Source organism: Paenibacillus rhizovicinus (assembly GCF_010365285.1).
In the GTDB taxonomy this organism is placed as follows: Bacteria; Bacillota; Bacilli; order Paenibacillales; family Paenibacillaceae; genus Paenibacillus_Z; species Paenibacillus_Z rhizovicinus.
Genome location: NZ_CP048286.1, coordinates 6964458 through 6982894 on the forward strand (window position 1 = coordinate 6964458; position 18437 = coordinate 6982894).

Sequence of the window (18437 nt, forward strand, 5' to 3'; positions counted from 1 at the left end):
GCAGACTTTGATGGGATTATGTATGTGCAAGAGCAGGAGCAGGAGCAGGAGCAGGTGCAGGTGCAGGAGCAGGAAAGAGCAAAGGCGACTTCGCCTTTGCTCTTTATTTTTGCTCTGAATGACATGTTGATTTGAAATTCTTTAGCGCGGCAGTCTATTGTCGCACGAGGAATCAACTGAAATCATAATGATTGAACTTATTCGCGTTGCGCAGGCTGGACCATACGTCGCTGCTTTCACCGCCCATGTACCAGTACGCGCAACCGGCAAGCGAATAAGCATTCGCCAGGTTTGCCTTGCGAGTCAGCGAGCGGCCGTCTTCGAGCCATATGCGATGCAGAAGAAGCTGGTCGACATACTCCGAGGTATACTGTCCAAGCGTATCATCCCATTTCGTGACGGACTTCTTTGCTTGCACGATACGATTCTGTCCAAGCAAGTCGATTCCTTGGGAAGTATATGCACCGTTCGCGCCAAGCGTCCAATCCCGCGTATAGAGCGGCATAGCAAGAATGACTTTGCTGGCAGGCGCTTTCTTCAGTATTTGATCAATGCCTAGTCGCAGCCAAGGCAAAGACGAGACCGAGCCGGGTACCGGATCCCCGCCCCAATGTTCGTCATAGCCCATCAGCACGATATAGTCGGCGTTAGCGGACAAGGCCGCATAATCGAACACGTCGGTCCAATCCGTCCCGAAATCAGGAGAGACGTTCACGGTCAATACGGCCGGAACGGTATTCAATGCTTGATGGAGCGCCGTAATAAAGCTTGTGAATGCATTCCGGTCCTCGGGCATCATGTTCTCGAAATCGATATTCAAACCGTCGATGCCGCTGCTCCGGACGCGGTTCGCCAATTGTTGGATGAACGATCGCTGTTGATTCGAGTCGGACAACATCGCATGCGTCGTTTCCTGGCTGGCGTGGTTGCCGACCATCGCCCATACCTTCTTGTTCTGCTTATGCGCCCAAGTCAGCAGGGAAAGGTCCGTTTGGTCTTCGAGCCCTCCTGAACTTCCAAGGAAAAACCAACGGGGAGAAACGGTGTTCACGACGGATTGCGAGACTTGCTGCTCGAATTGTTTGGTCGTCTGCCCATACTGCCAGCCAAGCTGAATCGCGGCGGACGGCGAAGCAAGCAGCTTATCCTTCCAACCCGCATGCGTCCACGCCCGATTCATCAGAACGGCGGCTTCTTGTCTCGTGATGGAATCCAAGGGACGGAAACCGTCTTGATCGCCGGTCATCAGTCGGATCCGAGATAATCGTTCGACAGACGGGAGAGCCCAGGTGTCAATTTGCTTCTGATCGGAATATAGTCCGTCCTGCACGCTGGACGAGGGGATTAATGGCTGTTTCCATGCCCGGGCCAGTATGACGGCCGCTTCTTCGCGGCTGACAGGACGCTGCGGCTCGAATAACGCAGGCGATGTCCCTTGGACGAGATTCAGTTGAATAGCCGTCTCTACCCAGTTATAGAACCAGGCTGCAGGCAATACGTCGGCAAAGGCGGGAATCGCGCCGGAGACCGGCTCCATGCCGAGCAAACGGTCGATCAAGGTCACGAATTCCGCGCGGGTAATCGCTTTGTCGGGCTCGAACCGACGCTCGCCTGTCCCCGTAATGAAATTCAGCTTCGTCATATTCACGATGGCTTCGGTCGCATAGTTGGATCGAATGTCGTCGTAGGGAAGACCGGCCTTCGTCACGGCGGCTGTCGCTGTCTTGGTCGTTGTCGCCGTTGATGCAGCAGGGGCCGCCGCCGCGGCAGTCATAGGCTGTTGGAATAAGGACGCGATCATACCGACTATAAGTAAATAAACCGTCGTATGATGGAGTGGTTTGGTTCGATTCATGTCTAGGTTCTCACTTTCCGATCGTCATAGAGCTAGTAGAACACGATCACTCTATCCTATCGAATCGAACCTGGAATACCTAGACTTAATTATTGGCAAACTTGGTGCGAGTAAAATGGTTAACATAACTATAATTATGTTATCTTATTCCCTGCGATGAACATTTAGTTAACGTAATAATTATTATGTAAACCTAATTTGAGATCTAGGAAAAAAAGTAAAAAACCAATCTAAATTCACCATTTTCCGCAAAATGGGTATTTAGCAACTTATTCCATAACCGATCGTCTAATACGTATGGATTCAACGTGATCTTAAACGCAAAATAGAAAAGGGGATGAATGGATGGTTCAGGTTCAACGCCATAACCCTAGCTCCGAAGCACGGAATCGAAGCCTCGCTGCCAAATCGGCAATTAATCGGCGGTTCCTATATCAGCCCATATCTGCAGCTATCATTGCGTGTGCGCTGCTTGTTTTACTAACTGGCTGCAGGAGCAACTCGACCGACGGAGAGGCGTATTCCTCCACGGCATTATTCATTAAAGTCGTAGACAAAGCGCATTCTGAGGATTACAAGCAGCAATGGATTATGGCTTACAATTCAAGCGCGCCGAGAGAAGAAGACGTTAAAATATTCGTGGACAACGCAATGGTGTGGAATTTGATTGAAAGCGGCCATGAATATTTTGCCTCCTATGAGGGCTCCGCCGCTAAAGGCTTTCATCTTGCGCAAATCAATCATCCTGGAGATCAAGACACGTTGCGGTAGCGCCTCAGCCGATATACAATCCCCATGAAATCCGCGGCGATCGCGGATTTTTTGGCATGCAACCCGCTTAATCTGGGAGCGGGCAGTGATCACAAGAAATTATTCGACTAAAATACGATAATTGCCCATGTGAAAACGCCTACATACCAGCTAAAATGGAAGACGATGGATTCGCCCAACTTTCCATGATCGAATAGCGGTAAACCTGCAGCAATCGACTGCGTGAAACGATATTGACAACGAAGGGGGATCGCGATGTACAAACTTGTAATCGTAGACGATGAAGTGCTGGTGCGGGAAGCGATCAAGTGCCAGACGAACTGGGCCGAGCTCGGCTTCGAATGTGTCGGCGACTGCGAGGACGGTGAAGACGCGCTGGCATTCATGGCACGCGAGCAGGTTGACGTCGTGCTGACGGACATCGGCATGCCCTTCATGGACGGACTGGAGCTGACACGCGAGCTGTCTGTAAAGAATCCCGCCGTCAAAGTGATCATTCTGACCGGGTACGACGATTTCGATTACGCGCAGCAGGCGGTGAAGCTGCAAACGGTGGACTATATTTTGAAACCGATCACACCCTCCGAGCTCGGCGCCGTGCTGCTGAAGCTGCGTGCCGAGATGGACGGGGAGCGGAACAAGGAAAGGGATTACGAGCAGCTGAAGCGCCAGCTTGCTGAGAATATGCCCGTGTTGAAAGAGCGGTTCCTCGAGCGGATGACGACGGCGAAGATGTCGGACAAGGAGAAGAGCGAGGGCTGGGACTATTTTCAACTGGCATGGGAAGGTGACTGCCTGATCGAGCTCGCGATGGATGTTGATGAATTCAAGTGGGACCATGCAGCAACGGTCACGGACGAGCAGCTCATCCGGTTCGCCGTCTTCAATGTCGCGCAAGAGCTGATCGGCGCGCGAGAAGGTACGGAAGTTTTCCGCGATCGGGAGAACCGCGTGCTTGCGCTGTTATCCGGGGACGATCCGGCTGAGCTGCAGGAGCGCGCGCTATTGACCGCCGAAGAGGTGCATCAAGCGGTAACGGCCATACTGCCTGCCAAGTTATCCATCGGCATCGGCTGTCCGTGCGGCCTGCGGGACGATATTCCTTCCGCTCATCAGACCGCATTGTCGGCGTTGGAATACCGCTTCGTCATCGGCTCCAACACGATAATCCGGCTCTCCGACCTAGAACGCCGTGAGAAGCCGGGGCTGCTCGCAGTCGTCGCCTGGGAGAACGAGCTGGCTACGAGGCTTAAGACGGGAACGCTCGAAGAAATCGACCAGTGGGTCGACCGTTTGTTCGCCGCGATTCGCGAGCAGCTGCTTCCGCTGCCTGTCTGCCAAATGTATCTCCAGCGGATCGTTCTGACGTTGATGCATACGTTCTATGAGCTCGATCATGGCGTGACGCCTCTGGCAGAGACCGAGGACAGCCCGCTATCGGAACTGGCCGCGCTCGGATCGCTTGACAACACGCAGGCATGGATGCGGCGGCTGTGCCGCAAGGCAGTCACCGTGATTCGCAGCATGCGCGAGAATCAAAGCGCCGTTCAAGTGACCAAGGCGATCGCGTACGTGAAGGAGCATTATAGAAATCCGGAGTTGTCGCTGATTTCAGTATGCAAGCACATCTCCATGAGCCCCAGCTACTTCAGCGTGCTCTTCAAGCAGCATACGGGCAAAACCTTCATCGAATTCGTCACGCAGGAGCGAATGGAACGGGCAAAGGAACTGCTCGGGCTGACGGCGATGAAGAGCTACGAAATCGCCTACGAAGTCGGCTACAGCGATCCTCATTATTTCAGCGGCGCGTTCAAGAAGCATTGGGGCGACACGCCGACCGACTACCGACAAAAACTGACGACGAAGAAAGCGTGATGACCGGTGAGATACTTGTTCAAATTTCGCAGCTTTCAATCGAACATCGCGCTAGCATTCGTCCTGATCATACTAATGACGATTATGATCATGAGCGTAACCTCATATTATTTATCCAGAGAATCCGTTCAATCGAATACGCAGTCCTATACGACGGAGCTGGTCAAACAGGTCAACAAGAACATCAAGTCCTACGTGAACGGCATGACCTATATGTCCGATCTTGTCGCTAACAACCGCACGGTTCAGGCGTATTTCTCTTCTTCTTACGGAAGCGAGAGCGAAGAGGCGACGATGAAGGAGGGCATCGCTGACTTCCTCGGCTCCATGCTCGTGTCGCGCACCGACATCTCGTCCGTGAACATCTTCGGCAATAACGACCGCTACGTGCTCGGCCGCAAGGGTCTTGAGCTCAATCCCTATACCGATATCAAGGCGATGAAATGGTACCGGGATGCGCTTGCGGCCGGCGGCGAGAATGTCATTTCCTCTTCGCATGTGCAGCCGATTTTCAAAGACCATTACCCTTGGGTCGTTTCGCTCAGCAGAGAGCTTGTCGGTCCGGATGGCGATCAACTCGGCGTCTTCCTGGTCGATCTGAACTTCAGCGTCATGAACGATATGTTGAAAGATATCAAGCTTGGACAGCGGGGTTACGTCTTCATCGTCGACGGGAACGGCAAGATCGTCTATCACCCGCAGCAGCAGCTGATCTACAGCAAACTGAAATCCGAAATGATCGACAAGGTGCTGGCCGTGAAGAGCGGTTCGTTCACCAGCGACGAAGGCCGAGACAGCCGGATGTACACGGTCCAGGATTCGGATTTCGGATGGAAAATCGTCGGCGTATCCTACGTGAACGAGCTTGTCGCCAACCAGGATAACATGCGATTGAGTTTCGCCATACTCGGACTCATCTGTATCGTGATTGCCATCCTGATCGCCGTCATCTTGTCGCAGCGCGTCAGCCGGCCGATCCGGCAGCTGGAGAAGTACATGAAGGAAGTGGAGAAGGGGAATTTTGACCTGCATGTTCCGGTGCCGAGAACGATCGAGATCGGCCGGTTGGCGAGGGCGTTCAATCTCATGGTAGGCAAGATCAAAGAACTGATGTCGCAGGTCATCTCGGATCAAGAGCAGAAGCGGCAGAGCGAGATCAACGCGCTTCAGGCGCAGATCAACCCGCATTTTCTGTACAATACGCTCGATTCCATCGTCTGGATGGCGCAGAGCAACAAGAACCAGGAAGTGATCGCGATGACGTCGGCGCTCGCCAAGCTGTTCCGCGCTTCCATCAGCAAAGGCGAGGAACTGGTGCCAATCCGAAACGAGATCGAGCATATCGCGAACTATTTGAAGATACAGAAGATGCGGTACAGCGACAAGCTGGATTACTTGATCGAGGTCGGCGATTCAGTGCAGCACTTCTTGACGATTAAAGTCATTCTGCAGCCGATCGTCGAGAACGCGATTTACCACGGGATCAAGAAGAAACGAGGGCCCGGGTGGATTACGATTACTTCCGAGGAGACCGAGCATGACATCGCGTTGATCGTCGAGGACAATGGCAGCGGGATGGACGAAGAGACTGTCCGCACGCTGTTGTTTCCTGCCGCCAAGCGGGCGGAAGGGCGAGGCGTCGGCATCCGCAACGTGCACGAGCGGCTTCAGCTTTATTTCGGCATGCAATACGGATTGAGCTACAAGAGCCTTCCGGGCGAAGGAACGACGGTCACCATTCGCTTCCCCAAGAACAAGGCCGCTGCCCCCCAGGAGAGTGAGACATGATCGCGCGCAGTTATAGACGCCCCTTATGGGTTATCGCCGCTCTCGTCTTCCTCGCGTTGACGGTTTGGTATGGTTTGACGCGATTTTCGAAAGCGGAACCGATCGATATCGAGGTCATTATTAAGTCGACGGACGATTCCATCGAATTCTGGCAAGTGATGAAGTCCGGCATCGAGGTAGCGGCGAACGAATTCGGCGCGCATGTGGAGGTGACCGGCTCCAGGACGGAGGCCGACGTGGACGAGCAGATTGCGCTCGTTGCGCAAGCGATGGACAAGAAGCCGGATGCGATCATTCTCGCGGCGAACGACTCCAGCCGGCTCGTGCCCGTCTCCGAACTGGCGGCAAAGCGCGGGATCGACTTCTTCATCGTCGATTCGGGCATCGATTCGGATATCGCGAAGAGCATCGTCGCGACGGACAATATCAAGGCCGGCCAAGAGGCGGGCATGCAGATGCGCAGGCAGCTTCACGTTCCGGGAAAAGTCGCCATTATCAAGCATGTGCAGACGGCCGCTTCCCTGAAGGATAGGGAGAAAGGCGTGCGTTCGATACTGGAGGGCGAGAAGGGCATCACGCTGCTCGAGACTTTCGACGCGGAAGGGCAGCAGGAGAATGCCTACGAAATCACGAAAAAGCTCATTCGCGAGCAGCCGGATCTGAGCGGCATCGTCGGGTTGAACGAGCCTGCCAGCGTCGGCGCTGGGCAAGCGATCCGGGAGATGAACCTGCAAGATCGCATCAAGCTGATCGGCTTCGACAGCTCGAAGAACGAGATCAAGCTGCTGGAAGAGGGGGTCATGCAGGCCACTATCATCCAGAAGCCCTTCCAGATGGGTTACTTAAGCATCAAGACAGCGGTGGACGCGATCCGTCACCGGTCGGTTCCGAAGGACATCGACACCGGCTCGCTGGTCATCACGAAACAGAACATGTATGACGAAGAGAATCAGAAGCTGCTGTTTCCGTATTACGATAAATAGAGAGGAGCAAGCGAAAAACGGGCGAAATGCCCGTGAAAGTGTCGTGAAAGTCCAGCGGACTTTGCGGCACTTTTTTTTATTCGGTTTTTTTCTGGAAAATAGGAGCTCAACAACCTGAATTGCCATGCCCCAGTCTCGCTGGTTTTCTAGCCATGTAGAGTACTGGGTACAGTACATGCCCCAGTCTCGCTGGTTTTCTAGCCATGTAGTGTACTGGGTACAGTACATGGCGAAATGCCAGCTCTCTTTGTTTAATGCGGTTAAATATATAATCGCTCACGACAGCTGATTCCTGGAATGCCGCGGCACACCTAAGATTTCAGCGAGCGGCATCCATGTTTGATCTCCGTATTTTTTTCGACTCTTCCAGTAAGAAATTCCATGTAAGCCCTTTCAGCAAGCGTGTAAAGTAAAAGTCGACAACAGGAACAGGGAGATGGGAGGGAGCGAATGATGAGCGAACAACTCGTTGTCATGACCGGCATTGAGAAGCATTTTGCCGGCGTGCATGCGCTTAAAGGCTGCCGATTCGAATTGCTGTCCGGCGAAGTGCACGCGCTTGTCGGCGAGAACGGCGCCGGGAAGTCAACGATGATGAAGATCTTGACGGGCGTTTACCAGAAGGACGAAGGCGACATCGTCTTCAAGGGCCACGCGGTCGATTTTTCGGATACGAGGGCCGCGCAGAAGCTCGGCATTAGCATGATTCACCAAGAGCTGAATCTGGCTCCGGATTTAACCGTCGCCCAGAATATCTTCATCGGGCGGGAACCGCGCCGGCTTGGCGGCCTGCTGCTCGACGATAAGACCATGAACCATCGAACGGAGCAGCTGCTGAGGCAGATGCATCTCGATATCGATCCGGGCACGCTCGTAAGCGATTTGACCGTAGCCAAGCAGCAGATGGTCGAGATCGTCAAGGCGATTTCGTATGAATCGCAGGTGCTGATCATGGATGAACCGACGGCGGCGCTGAGCGAGGCGGAGATCGAAGAACTGTTCGCGATGATCGAGAAGCTGCGCGCCCGCGGGGTAGGAATCGTATACATCTCGCACCGGATGGCCGAGCTGCAGCGGATATGCGACCGCGTCACCGTTATGCGGGATGGCAGCTATATCGACACGGTCAAGACGAAAGCGATCACGGTCGAGCAGATTATCGCGATGATGGTTGGCCGGGAGCTCTATGCTGCGGCGAATGCGCGGCAGCGCACGGAAAGCGAGCAGATCGTGCTTGAAGTAAAGGGATTGAACCGGGGCAAAGCAATCAAGAATGTCGGCTTCCAATTGCGCAAAGGCGAGATTCTCGGCATGGCCGGGCTGATCGGGGCCGGACGGACGGAGGTAGCCAGGGCGCTGTTCGGTGCCGACCCCATCGATTCGGGCGAGATCTATATCCAGGGGCAGAAGGTAGCCATTACGAATCCCCATCACGCCGTTCAGCACGGTATCGGCTACTTGTCGGAAGACCGCAAACGGTACGGCTGTCTGGTGGATATGGATGTGAAGTCGAACGTAGGCGTGGCATCGTTCAAGCGCTTCTCGCGATTCTCTTGGATGAAGAATGCCCGGATCGAGCAGGCGGCCGATCAGGTCGTCGACAGCCTGAAGGTCAAGACGCCGAGCGTACATCAGCTGATGAGGCATCTGTCCGGCGGCAATCAGCAGAAAGTGATCATCGGCAAGTGGCTGACGAAGGATTGCGACATTCTCATCTTCGACGAGCCGACGCGGGGAATCGATGTCGGCGCGAAGAGCGAAATTTATAAACTGCTGGATCAGTTGGCAAGCGATGGCAAGGCCATCATTATGATCAGCTCGGAGCTTCCCGAGATCTTGAGGCTCAGCCATCGTGTCCTCGTCATGTGCGAAGGACGAATCACGGCTGATTTAGACAACGACGAAGGCCTCACGCAGGAGAGGATCATGCAATACGCAACGAACAGAGAAGAAGCGCTTCTTGTCAATCGGAGGGGATAGCAATGAAAAGGACTACGCTGGCGCTCGGCCGGCAGCCGGGAAGCCGGCATATGGCTTTCAATTCCGGATTTTTGCAGCAATTTCTTGCATTCGGCAGTTTGATCGTACTGGTGCTCGTATTCTCGCTGGCGTCGGAGAACTTCTTCCAATTCTCGAATATCGTCGGCATTCTGCTCTCGACCGCGGTGACTGGCGTTCTGGCTCTAGGCGCCACCTTCGTCATCATTACGGGCGGCATCGATCTCTCGGTCGGCACCGTCATGACGCTGAGTGCCGTTATGACCGGCGTGAGCATCTCGTTCTGGGGAACGCCGATCTGGATCGGGCTGATCGTCGGCATCTTGACTGGCGCCCTCTGCGGCTTCGTCTCCGGCTGGGCGGTCTCGCGGCTGCGCATACCGCCATTCATCGCGACGCTCGCCGTGATGATGATCGCCAAAGGACTCGCCCTCGTCATCTCCGGAACGAAGCCGGTTTATTTCACCAACGCGCCTGGGTTCTCGAATATCGCGCTTGGCTCCGTCTTGGAGAAACTCATTCCCGGCTTTTCGATCCCGAACGCCGTCCTGATCTTCTTCGGCGCCGCGATAATCGGCAGCGTGATCCTGACGCGAACGATCATCGGCCGGTACAACTTCGCCATCGGCAGCAACGAAGAAGCGACCCGCTTGTCCGGCGTGAACGTCAGCTTCTGGAAAATCGTCATCTACACGATGACGGGCGCTTTCACAGGCATTGCAGGCATTCTGATCGCTTCGCGGCTGTATTCGGCCCAGCCGGCGCTTGGCCAAGGCTATGAATTGGAAGCGATCGCGGCCGTCGTCATCGGCGGCACGTCCTTAAGCGGCGGCAAAGGCACTATCGTCGGCACGGTTATCGGCGCGCTGATCATGAGCGTGTTGACGAACGGCCTGCGCATCTTGTCGGTGCCGCAGGAATGGCAAACCGTCGTCGTCGGCATCGTTATTTTCCTGGCCGTCTATGTCGATATCCTGCGTCGGAAGAAAACGGCTTAAACCGCCGGCGCGGGTATGATTCACGATATGATCTTCGCTTGCGAGGATAATATAGCGTACAACATAACCTATTTCGAAGGGGAGCGTTACGATGAACAAGAAGATGAGAAAATGGTCGACGACCGCGCTGTTATTGGCCGGGGTGCTGACGTTAAGCGCTTGCGGATCTAATAACGGCAACGATACCAGCAACGCCGGAAACAACGGGAACGCCAAGGCGAATACGGCAACAGCGAGTACGAAAGACGGCGAGAAGCCGTATATACCGATCATCTCGAAAGGCTTCCAGCATCAATTCTGGCAGGCTGTCAAACAAGGCGCCGAGCAAGCCGCCGCCGAATTCAAAGTCGATATTACCTTCGAAGGTCCGGAGACGGAAGAGCAAGTAGACAAGCAGTTGGAGATGCTTCAAGTCGCGCTGGATAAGAAACCGAGCGCAATCGGCTTCGCGGCATTGGACAGCAAAGCGTCCGCGCCGCTGCTGCAGAAGGCGAAAGACGGGAACATTCCGGTCATCGCGTTCGATTCCGGCGTCGACAGCGACATTCCGCTGACGACCGCGTCCACGGATAATCTGAAGGCGGCCGCGCTCGCAGCCGACAAGATGGCTGAGCTTATCGGCCAGAAGGGCGAAATCGCCGTCGTCGCGCATGACCAAACGAGCTTGACCGGCGTCCAGCGCAGAGACGGCTTCGTCAACGAGATCAAGGAGAAATACCCGGACATCAAAATCGTCGATATTCAATATGGCGGCGACAACTTGAAAGCAACGGATTTAACGAAGGCGATTCTGCAATCCCATCCGAATCTCAAAGGCATCTTCGGCACGAACGAAGGCGCGGCAACCGGCGTTGTCAACGGCGTCACCGAAGCGAAGATGGACGGCAAAGTCGTCATTATCGGCTTCGACTCCGGCAAAACGCAAATGGATGCGATCCGCAGCGGCAAGATGGCCGGCGCGATTACGCAGAATCCGGTCGGCATCGGGTATGAAACCGTCAAAGCCGCCGTGGAAGCGATCAAGGGCGATAAGCTGCCGAAGAGCATCGACACCGGTTTCTACTGGTACGACAAAACGAACATCGACGATGCGAAAATCAAGGCTGTCTTGTACGAGTAAGAATCATCAAACAGGCTGGAGCGGCACCGCTCCAGAAGCTTGCGGCCAGCACAAATAACCCGCCGGACGAATTCGTCCGGCGGGTTATTTGCATATTACAGACTGTGAAAAATTCACAATCATCAAACTCGAAAAAACAAGATTTAAATGCCCGATACCTTCGCAATCCGGTAAAGCGCCGGACGAAATCGTCCCGGCGGAGTCTGTGCATATTACATACTGTGAAAAATTCACACCGCTCAAACGCATCAAAAACAAGGTTTAATGCGAGATACCTACGCGAACGCCTTCCGGTAAGCCGCCGGACAAAATCGCCCGGCAGGTTTTTACATAATGCAGGCAGTGAAAAATTCACACCTCTCAAACCCGCCAAAAAACAAGTCTCAAATGCGAGAAACCTTCGCGAACGTCTTCCGGTAATGCTTCTCGAGCCCGACGGAGATGAGATGAAAGCCAAGAATGAACGCGACATAGGCGGCCAGCGGGATGAAGAGCATCCACTGATAGTAGAACAAGTTATCTCGAGCCTGGCCGATCAGTCCGCTCCATTCGTTCGTGCGGCTGACATATTCGACGGGATCGAAGTACTGCGTCGTACCGCCGACGAAAATATTGAAAATCGCCAATTGGCCGAATAAGCCTAGCGCAAGCACGACTTCCTGCACGAACAAGATCACGAAGCTTTCCTTCATATGCGGGAATACATGGGTGCGAACGATCGTCCACGGGCCGGCTCCGATCGATTTGGCCGACAATACGAATTGCTTCTCCCGGACGGCCATCGTTTTCTCTTTCATCGTGGCGGCTACGGACGGAATGCCGACGATCGTCAGCACGGCCGCGAGGATGACCGACATCGAGAAGGGCGATACCGACGGATTCATCGTAATGCCGATCATGATCATCCACACGATGATGAAGATCGGCAAGCCGTTCAGCACGTTCCAAATCGGCAGGCGATCGGCACGGGACGAGGTGCCGCTGCCGAAAAAGCCGCGCAGCATCCCCCATAGCCCGCCAATGGCGACGCGGCCGAAAGCGACCGCGATCGCTCCGAATATCGTATAAGGCGCCCCGGCCAGCATCTTCGCCAGCAGATCATAGCCGTATTTATCCGTCCCGAGCGGATAATCGGCAGACGGCGGAAGCGGAGGGACGGTCAGTGAACCAGTGCCGTTCGCGTCGACCTCGTAGCTGACTTTCACCTGGTCGCTCAGGTCATGCGGAGCGAAATACGTACCGAATAGGGAAGCGCCTATCATGACCAAGGTGATGAGCAGCCCTGCAAGCAGTGTTTTATTCATCGGACGACCGCCTTCTCCCAACCGAATACGACAAGCCGCAATGCGGCGTAAACGATGGCGTAAATGACAAACAGCGTTAATATCCCATTGACGACGAGGCTGTATTGGTAACCTTCGTTTGCGAACGCGTTGGAGAAGACGAGCATGGATACGCCGTTTAAGTTGTATAGATATTCGAAGATAAATAAATTACCGAACAGAATGCCCATAAACTTATGCAAATCCGCTTTGACGAAGGGCAGTACATTAGGCAGCGCGTGGAAGAACACGATGTACGTTTTCCCCAGTCCCCGTGCTTTGGCAAAGCTGATATAATCCTCCGTCAATGCGTGATTCATGTGCAAAGCGACATTTCGGATCATATAGTTGGCTGGAATAAGGATCGTCGACAGCAGGGGCAGAGCAATCGCGGGATCGTCCGCCGATGAACTGGCGACTTGGAAGACGACGAGTCCGGTTTCGGATGCGATGAACACGATCAAGAACTGCAGTAGGATGACGATGACGAAGTCGGGCAGTACGCTCGTTAATTCCACGAAACGTTTCAGCCATGCGGTGCGCGAAACCGCAAAATAGACGCCGAGCAGAATGCCGACGGTCATGCCGATCAAGGCGCCGATGACCATATAACCGAACGTGATGCCGAAGCTGCGGCCAATTTGCGCCCAGAACGACAGCTCGGTTTTGCCTGCCAGATACCGGAAGGCATGTCCGTTCCAGATGCCCCCGAAATAATCGCGCATGCTCGTCCATCCGTTCATCCAGTCCCAGTGCAGCCCTCCTCCGAAACGATCGGCTTGAAGAACTGCGGGGAACATGGCAAACAACAGCACGAATAACAGGATGCCGGGAACGAGCAGCGTAAGTTGTAATGTTTTAGTCATGCTGGAGATTCCTTTCCGATCGGAAGCGTGGGATTATTTTATCTAGTATAGAGAGGGTGGGGCGATAAAAACAAGACTTGACGGACGAGGCAGATATTGGGGCGGGCGAATGAGTCGCAAAATAAACGACAAACAGGCAGAAGCTCGCGCTTCTGCCTGTTTGTTAATGGGGTTAATTTTTCTGGTAGACCCGGAAATAATCGAGGCTGAATTTCGCCGGGAACGTGGCGGCATTCGGATTATTGTTCGTGTTGCCGCCGATCGCCAGATTAATGAGCACCTGCGGCGCAGGGCCGTACCACGTGAAGTTCGTCCCTTTGACCATCGTGCCGTCGACCCATTTCTGGATCTCGCCTTCTTTCCAGACGAGCGTATACGTATGGAAGTCGGATGAGAAGTTCGTACCGGGATGCCATACCCATTGGTTGGTCATGATGTTGTAGTAGTTATCGCCAACGCCGGAACCATGATCGTAACCCGTCCAATCGTATTCGTTCTGCGTCGGCGTATTGAAGAATTCGAAGATATCGATTTCGGATGCGGTCGAGCCCGTTCCGCCCGGCGAATACATCCAGAAGGCCGGCCACGTGCCGGAGCCGTTAGGGATTTTGGCGCGCAGCTGGAAAATCAGCGTTTTGCCGTTCGATGGGTAGAAGGTTTCTTTGGTCGTGATTTGTCCGCTGCTGATGCCGCCGTTCGAAATGCCGCCCAAATTGGCAACGGCTGTGAGATCCAGCGTGTTGGCGGTCAGTACGTGATTGGTCGCATTGATCGGCTGATAGCGCTGCCATTCATTGTTGATGACCGTCGTTCCTGCGATGCCATAAGCGTTAAATGAATTCGAGAGGGCGGTGAGGCTGTTTACGTTTCTGGAGGTGCCGAACGAGTAGTCTTTATAGAGCGTGTATCCGGACAGGCTCGGCCCTTCAGACGTAACCGGCGTCGTGCCGTCGGAAACGATCAGCTGCGGAGCGTTCGTTCCTTCTTTGGACGAGAAGGCGACCTCGCTGCCTGCGGTCGAACTGATGATGAGCGAATAGGTGCCGTTCGTCGAAACGAGCGAATTCACATGGAACGAATACGTATTGCCTGCGACGAATGCGATATTCTTGGAGTCCAGCAGCGAGCCGAGAGCAGGCTGGTTGTTCCAAGCGAGGTTGGATTCCGTCCACGTATTATTGCCGGTTCCCGCATAAGCGCCAACCGTTGCCGTTCCGCCGGTTACGCAGGTGACTTTCAGAATGGCGTCTTGAATCGTTCCCGCTCCGCTGGCCGTGAATTTCAAGTAGGCTTTCTTGCCCTGCGCGCTGTTGATGGTCAAGCTAGTCGTGGAGCTGCCCATGAACGTCGTTCCCCACATCCATGCGTCGTCGGAAGGCGCGAAGGATAAGGATTTGGCGTTGGCATCGTTGCCCCAGGTGATGAAGAGTACGGAAGCCATTACGGCGGCCAAGAGGAGCTGAAGCGCAGGTTTCGCTTTTTTTGTCATTTGGATTCCTCCTATATGCGATTTTAGTTGACGAACCGTTCTGCGTGCGCGGCCTCCTTTCCTTAATGGAGTGTGGTGCAGATCCTCTGCCTGCACAGGAAGATATTGGATTTGCAGATCTATTATACAGGGATGTCCGGCCAGCGACTATGACGTAATGTGACCGAAATGATGTTTTTGATACATAATGGATCGATAAATGGGGGGTAACACTATTGGTCGACATCCAGCTTCACCGTTTTGGACATATCATAGAAGAACACGTGGTTTCCGATGATGTTGATGTACATGGACTTGGCGTACTTCTGCGAAGTGGCTTCCTCGCGATGCGTGCAATCGGTTATCATTTTGTATAAATGCCGATTATAGTTAAAATAAAGCCGATCCCCGACCATGTTCAGTTCGTTGATCATAGTCCCGGTCAGCAGTTTCGTCTTCGACTTGCCATCGGTGCTCAGTTTGAAGTATGTTCATCTTTATTTTGACCTCTGACAAACGAGGGATTGGATTAGGCATGGAACTCCACCGATACGCGATTCAATTTTTTGCAAACAACGGCGTAAACGAATATCATCTTCGTGTTTCTCCTACTAATCATCATGCGTTATACTTTTACAGTAACAACGGCATGGAGGAAATCGGATGCGAGCAAGACGGCAAAGTGATCCGAATGAAAGCGACGATTTGATAATTAGTTTACGTAATTATAGTTATGTTAACCAAATGGGTTTTCGCTTAGGAAAGGACCGGTCAAGATGGAATTCAGACAATTGGAATATTTTATCGCGACATGCGAAGAATTGCATTTTACGAAAGCCTCCGTCAAGCTCGGGATCACGCAGCCTACTTTAAGCCATCAGATCAAGGCGCTCGAAGACGAGGTTGGCGTTCCGTTATTCGACCGGATCGGGAAAAAGATCGCGATTACCGAGGCCGGGATGATTTTGTATAAACAAACGAAATTGGCGGTCGGCAATTTATCGAGCGCCATTGAGCAGATCCAAGAACTTCAGCAAATCGAGCGAGGCACCTTAGCGATCGGCGCCCTTCCGGGCGAGCTTAACCAGCTTGTCACCTCGCTGCTGCTCGATTTTCACCGCGAATATCCCAAAGTCCGGATTAAAATCTTCGGCGTCGAAAATATCGAAACCCGCATTTTGCAAAACGAACTGGATCTCGCCTTAACGATCCTGCCGATCGAGGATGCAAGGATTCATGCGATTCCCCTTTACAGCGAAGACTTTTATTTTGTCGCAACGGCCAAACATCCTTATGCGGACCGTACTGCGATCCAGTTCGATGAAATTCTGAACGTACCGATCGTGATGTTCCCGGAAACCCATCAATGCCGGCAAATGGTCGACATGACATGTTCCCTGGCCGGTTTTAACCTGAATCCCATGATCGAAACGACAACGATCGAATCGTTATTCGGACTCGTTCGTTCGGGAGCGGGCGGCACGGTGTTATCGAAGACGTTGATCGAAATGTATGACTACGACGAGTTGGTCCGCATTCCGATTCAAAATCCCGCGCTGCGCAGGGAAGTGGGCATCGTGTATCACCGCGATAAATATCTAGGCAAAGCTTCGCGAGGATTCATCGCGTTATTGACGGAGCATGTCAAATTGCTCAAACAAGACCACTTGCTGCGTAACTTATAGTCGAACCTGGATACCTGGGTAACAAATCCCCTTCACCTGCAATATGATGTGTCTAGAGACCTAGAGAGGTGAGCTAATGGGAGTTGTTAAAGCCAGGAGTCAAGATATTAGCATGTTGGCAAGGCTGCTGCGAGCCGAAGCCGAGACCGAGGGCGAGAAGGGCATGTTCCTTGTCGGCAATGTCGGCATTAACCGCATAAGAGCGAATTGCTCCGATTTCAAAGACATCCGGACCATTCCCCAAATGATCAACCAGCCTCATGCATTCGAAGCATTGCAGCATGGCCTGTATTACCAAAGCGCAAGAGATAGAGAACGCCGATTGGCGCAACGGGCCGTGAACGGGGAGCGGGATTGGCCAGCCAAATACTCGCTCTGGTATTTCCGTCCGGGTTCGTTCGATAATCCCGGACCCTGTCCGCCGACCTGGTACGATCAGCCGTTCGCGGGAAGATGGAAGAAGCACTGTTTCTACGAACCGACAGGGCAAGAATGCGAAAACGTATATAACACCTTTTAAATCAAATCCAATTAGGGCTCTTCACTTCATTAAAAGCCGCGTAAATCGCGGTTTTTTTTGTGCAATTTAATCATTCTTGCCTCGCTGCGGCGACCAGACGGATACGGAGACAAGCGGTAAATCTTGTGCTATAATAAGTGCGCAAAATCAGAGTTTTGCGCACTTTCATTTGTAAGCTGCTTTTGAGGGATAAGCTTGGTCAATGTTTCGCTTAAAATACCTAATAATGAGGTGTATTCGAGGTGCCGAGTCAGCATGAGCTGGAAGAATGGTACGGGGAACAGACGCATGCCTTTCGAATCTGGATGAAACAAGCCGGCTATACGGAAACGACGCAAAAAGAATACATGCGCGAGGTTTACGCCTATTTGCACTCCTTGGATGAGCTTGCCGTCGAGAAAGCGGGAAAGATGCAGGTGATCGCCTTTCTCGTTTCCAAACAGCAGTCAACGGGAGACCGCACGAGGAACCGAACGCTGTCTGCCATTCGCACCTTCTATGCGTCGCTGATCGATTTCGAGATGGCCTCGCGCAATCCGGCGTTGGAAGTGAAGAAATCGAAGACGGAGAAGAACAAGAAACCGGTCTATCTCGAAGAAGAAGAGCTCGCGGATAGTCTGGCTTACATAGAAGGGCGTTACCGGAACCGCAATATTGCGATTTTCTTGCTGATGAGTTATTGCGGGCTGCGCGTCGGCGAAGTGCATCGATTGAATCGCAGCGACTTCAAGAAGGCGAAGGGAACGATCGAGGTGTTCGGCAAAGGGAGAAAATGGAACGAGATCCCCGTGCCCGAAACGCTGTCCGCCATGCTGTCCGAGGTCGAGCAGGAGCGCATAGAGCCCTATCGGGAGAAGGAAGACGCCTTCTTCGTCTCCCAGAAAGGCAAACGACTGTCCATCCGGCAAATTCAGAAGATCGCCGGGCAGACGTTCATGGCCTTCAAGCAGCAAAATCCAAGCTTAGCGGACATGAAGCTCTCCTGCCACAAGCTCAGGCATACGTTTGCCACGATGCTGCTCAAGAACGGAGTCGATATCCGGGTCGTCAAGGAGCTGATGGGCCATGCATCGATCGAGACGACGATGATTTATACGCATGTCAACGACCAGCAGAAGAAGCAGGCGATGTCGACGATCAACATTCCGATGCACGCCATTGGCTGATGCTTGTTTTTACTCTTGCCTG

Annotated in this window: 16 protein-coding genes; 11 read left to right on the forward strand and 5 right to left on the reverse strand. The window is 53.3% G+C overall.

Annotated elements, in window-relative coordinates; all coding sequences use genetic code 11:
- Positions 1-172: 172 nt before the first annotated feature.
- Positions 173-1855, reverse strand: a complete 1683-nt coding sequence (locus tag GZH47_RS31015; protein ID WP_162644946.1) for a glycosyl hydrolase family 18 protein — start codon at positions 1853-1855, stop codon at positions 173-175.
- Positions 1856-2446: 591 nt separating this feature from the next.
- Between GZH47_RS31015 and GZH47_RS31020 the strand changes: the two genes are divergently transcribed.
- From GZH47_RS31020 to GZH47_RS31050, 7 genes are all read left to right on the forward strand, one after another.
- Complete coding sequence (locus GZH47_RS31020; RefSeq protein ID WP_162644947.1) at positions 2447-2626, forward strand: hypothetical protein; 180 nt, start codon at positions 2447-2449, stop codon at positions 2624-2626.
- A 255-nt stretch (positions 2627-2881) separates the two neighbouring features.
- Positions 2882-4501, forward strand: coding sequence for a response regulator (locus tag GZH47_RS31025; RefSeq protein ID WP_162644948.1), 1620 nt, complete (start codon positions 2882-2884; stop codon positions 4499-4501).
- A 90-nt stretch (positions 4502-4591) separates the two neighbouring features.
- On the forward strand, positions 4592-6289 hold the full coding sequence (locus GZH47_RS31030) for a cache domain-containing sensor histidine kinase (RefSeq protein ID WP_225446293.1): 1698 nt from the start codon (positions 4592-4594) through the stop codon (positions 6287-6289).
- The gene (locus tag GZH47_RS31035) at positions 6286-7272 is read left to right on the forward strand and encodes a substrate-binding domain-containing protein (RefSeq protein ID WP_162644950.1); all 987 of its coding nucleotides are present in this window, start codon (positions 6286-6288) and stop codon (positions 7270-7272) included. Before GZH47_RS31030 ends, GZH47_RS31035 begins: the two co-directional genes overlap by 4 nt.
- 453 nt (positions 7273-7725) lie before the next feature.
- A complete protein-coding gene (locus GZH47_RS31040) occupies positions 7726-9252 on the forward strand; it encodes a sugar ABC transporter ATP-binding protein (protein WP_162645540.1) in 1527 nt (508 codons plus the stop codon).
- Between the two features lie 2 nt (positions 9253-9254).
- The gene (locus GZH47_RS31045) at positions 9255-10268 is read left to right on the forward strand and encodes an ABC transporter permease (protein ID WP_192043565.1); all 1014 of its coding nucleotides are present in this window, start codon (positions 9255-9257) and stop codon (positions 10266-10268) included.
- A 91-nt stretch (positions 10269-10359) separates the two neighbouring features.
- Positions 10360-11388 (forward strand): ABC transporter substrate-binding protein, encoded by a 1029-nt coding sequence (locus GZH47_RS31050; RefSeq protein ID WP_404823732.1) that lies wholly within the window; start codon positions 10360-10362, stop codon positions 11386-11388.
- Between the two features lie 383 nt (positions 11389-11771).
- Here the strand turns inward: GZH47_RS31050 and GZH47_RS31055 are convergent, their stop codons facing one another.
- The 4 genes from GZH47_RS31055 to GZH47_RS31070 form a co-directional block, all read right to left on the reverse strand.
- Positions 11772-12692 (reverse strand): ABC transporter permease, encoded by a 921-nt coding sequence (locus tag GZH47_RS31055; RefSeq protein ID WP_162644951.1) that lies wholly within the window; start codon positions 12690-12692, stop codon positions 11772-11774.
- On the reverse strand, positions 12689-13576 hold the full coding sequence (locus GZH47_RS31060) for an ABC transporter permease subunit (protein ID WP_162644952.1): 888 nt from the start codon (positions 13574-13576) through the stop codon (positions 12689-12691). Before GZH47_RS31060 ends, GZH47_RS31055 begins: the two co-directional genes overlap by 4 nt.
- 172 nt (positions 13577-13748) lie before the next feature.
- Complete coding sequence (locus GZH47_RS31065) at positions 13749-15065, reverse strand: CBM96 family carbohydrate-binding protein (protein ID WP_162644953.1); 1317 nt, start codon at positions 15063-15065, stop codon at positions 13749-13751.
- Between the two features lie 212 nt (positions 15066-15277).
- Positions 15278-15523, reverse strand: coding sequence for a DUF5050 domain-containing protein (locus GZH47_RS31070; RefSeq protein ID WP_162645543.1), 246 nt, complete (start codon positions 15521-15523; stop codon positions 15278-15280).
- A gap of 56 nt (positions 15524-15579) precedes the next feature.
- Here GZH47_RS31070 and GZH47_RS34730 point away from each other — a divergent pair, with 56 nt between their 5' ends.
- From GZH47_RS34730 to GZH47_RS31090, 4 genes are all read left to right on the forward strand, one after another.
- Entirely contained in the window at positions 15580-15753 is a 174-nt protein-coding gene (locus GZH47_RS34730) for a hypothetical protein (protein ID WP_162644954.1), read from the forward strand.
- Between the two features lie 67 nt (positions 15754-15820).
- Positions 15821-16729: a LysR family transcriptional regulator gene (locus tag GZH47_RS31080; protein ID WP_162644955.1), complete on the forward strand. Its 909-nt coding sequence runs from the start codon at positions 15821-15823 to the stop codon at positions 16727-16729.
- 76 nt (positions 16730-16805) lie between these two features.
- Positions 16806-17249, forward strand: a complete 444-nt coding sequence (locus tag GZH47_RS31085) for a cell wall hydrolase (RefSeq protein ID WP_162644956.1) — start codon at positions 16806-16808, stop codon at positions 17247-17249.
- Between the two features lie 242 nt (positions 17250-17491).
- Positions 17492-18415 (forward strand): tyrosine-type recombinase/integrase, encoded by a 924-nt coding sequence (locus GZH47_RS31090; protein WP_162644957.1) that lies wholly within the window; start codon positions 17492-17494, stop codon positions 18413-18415.
- Positions 18416-18437: the final 22 nt, after the last annotated feature.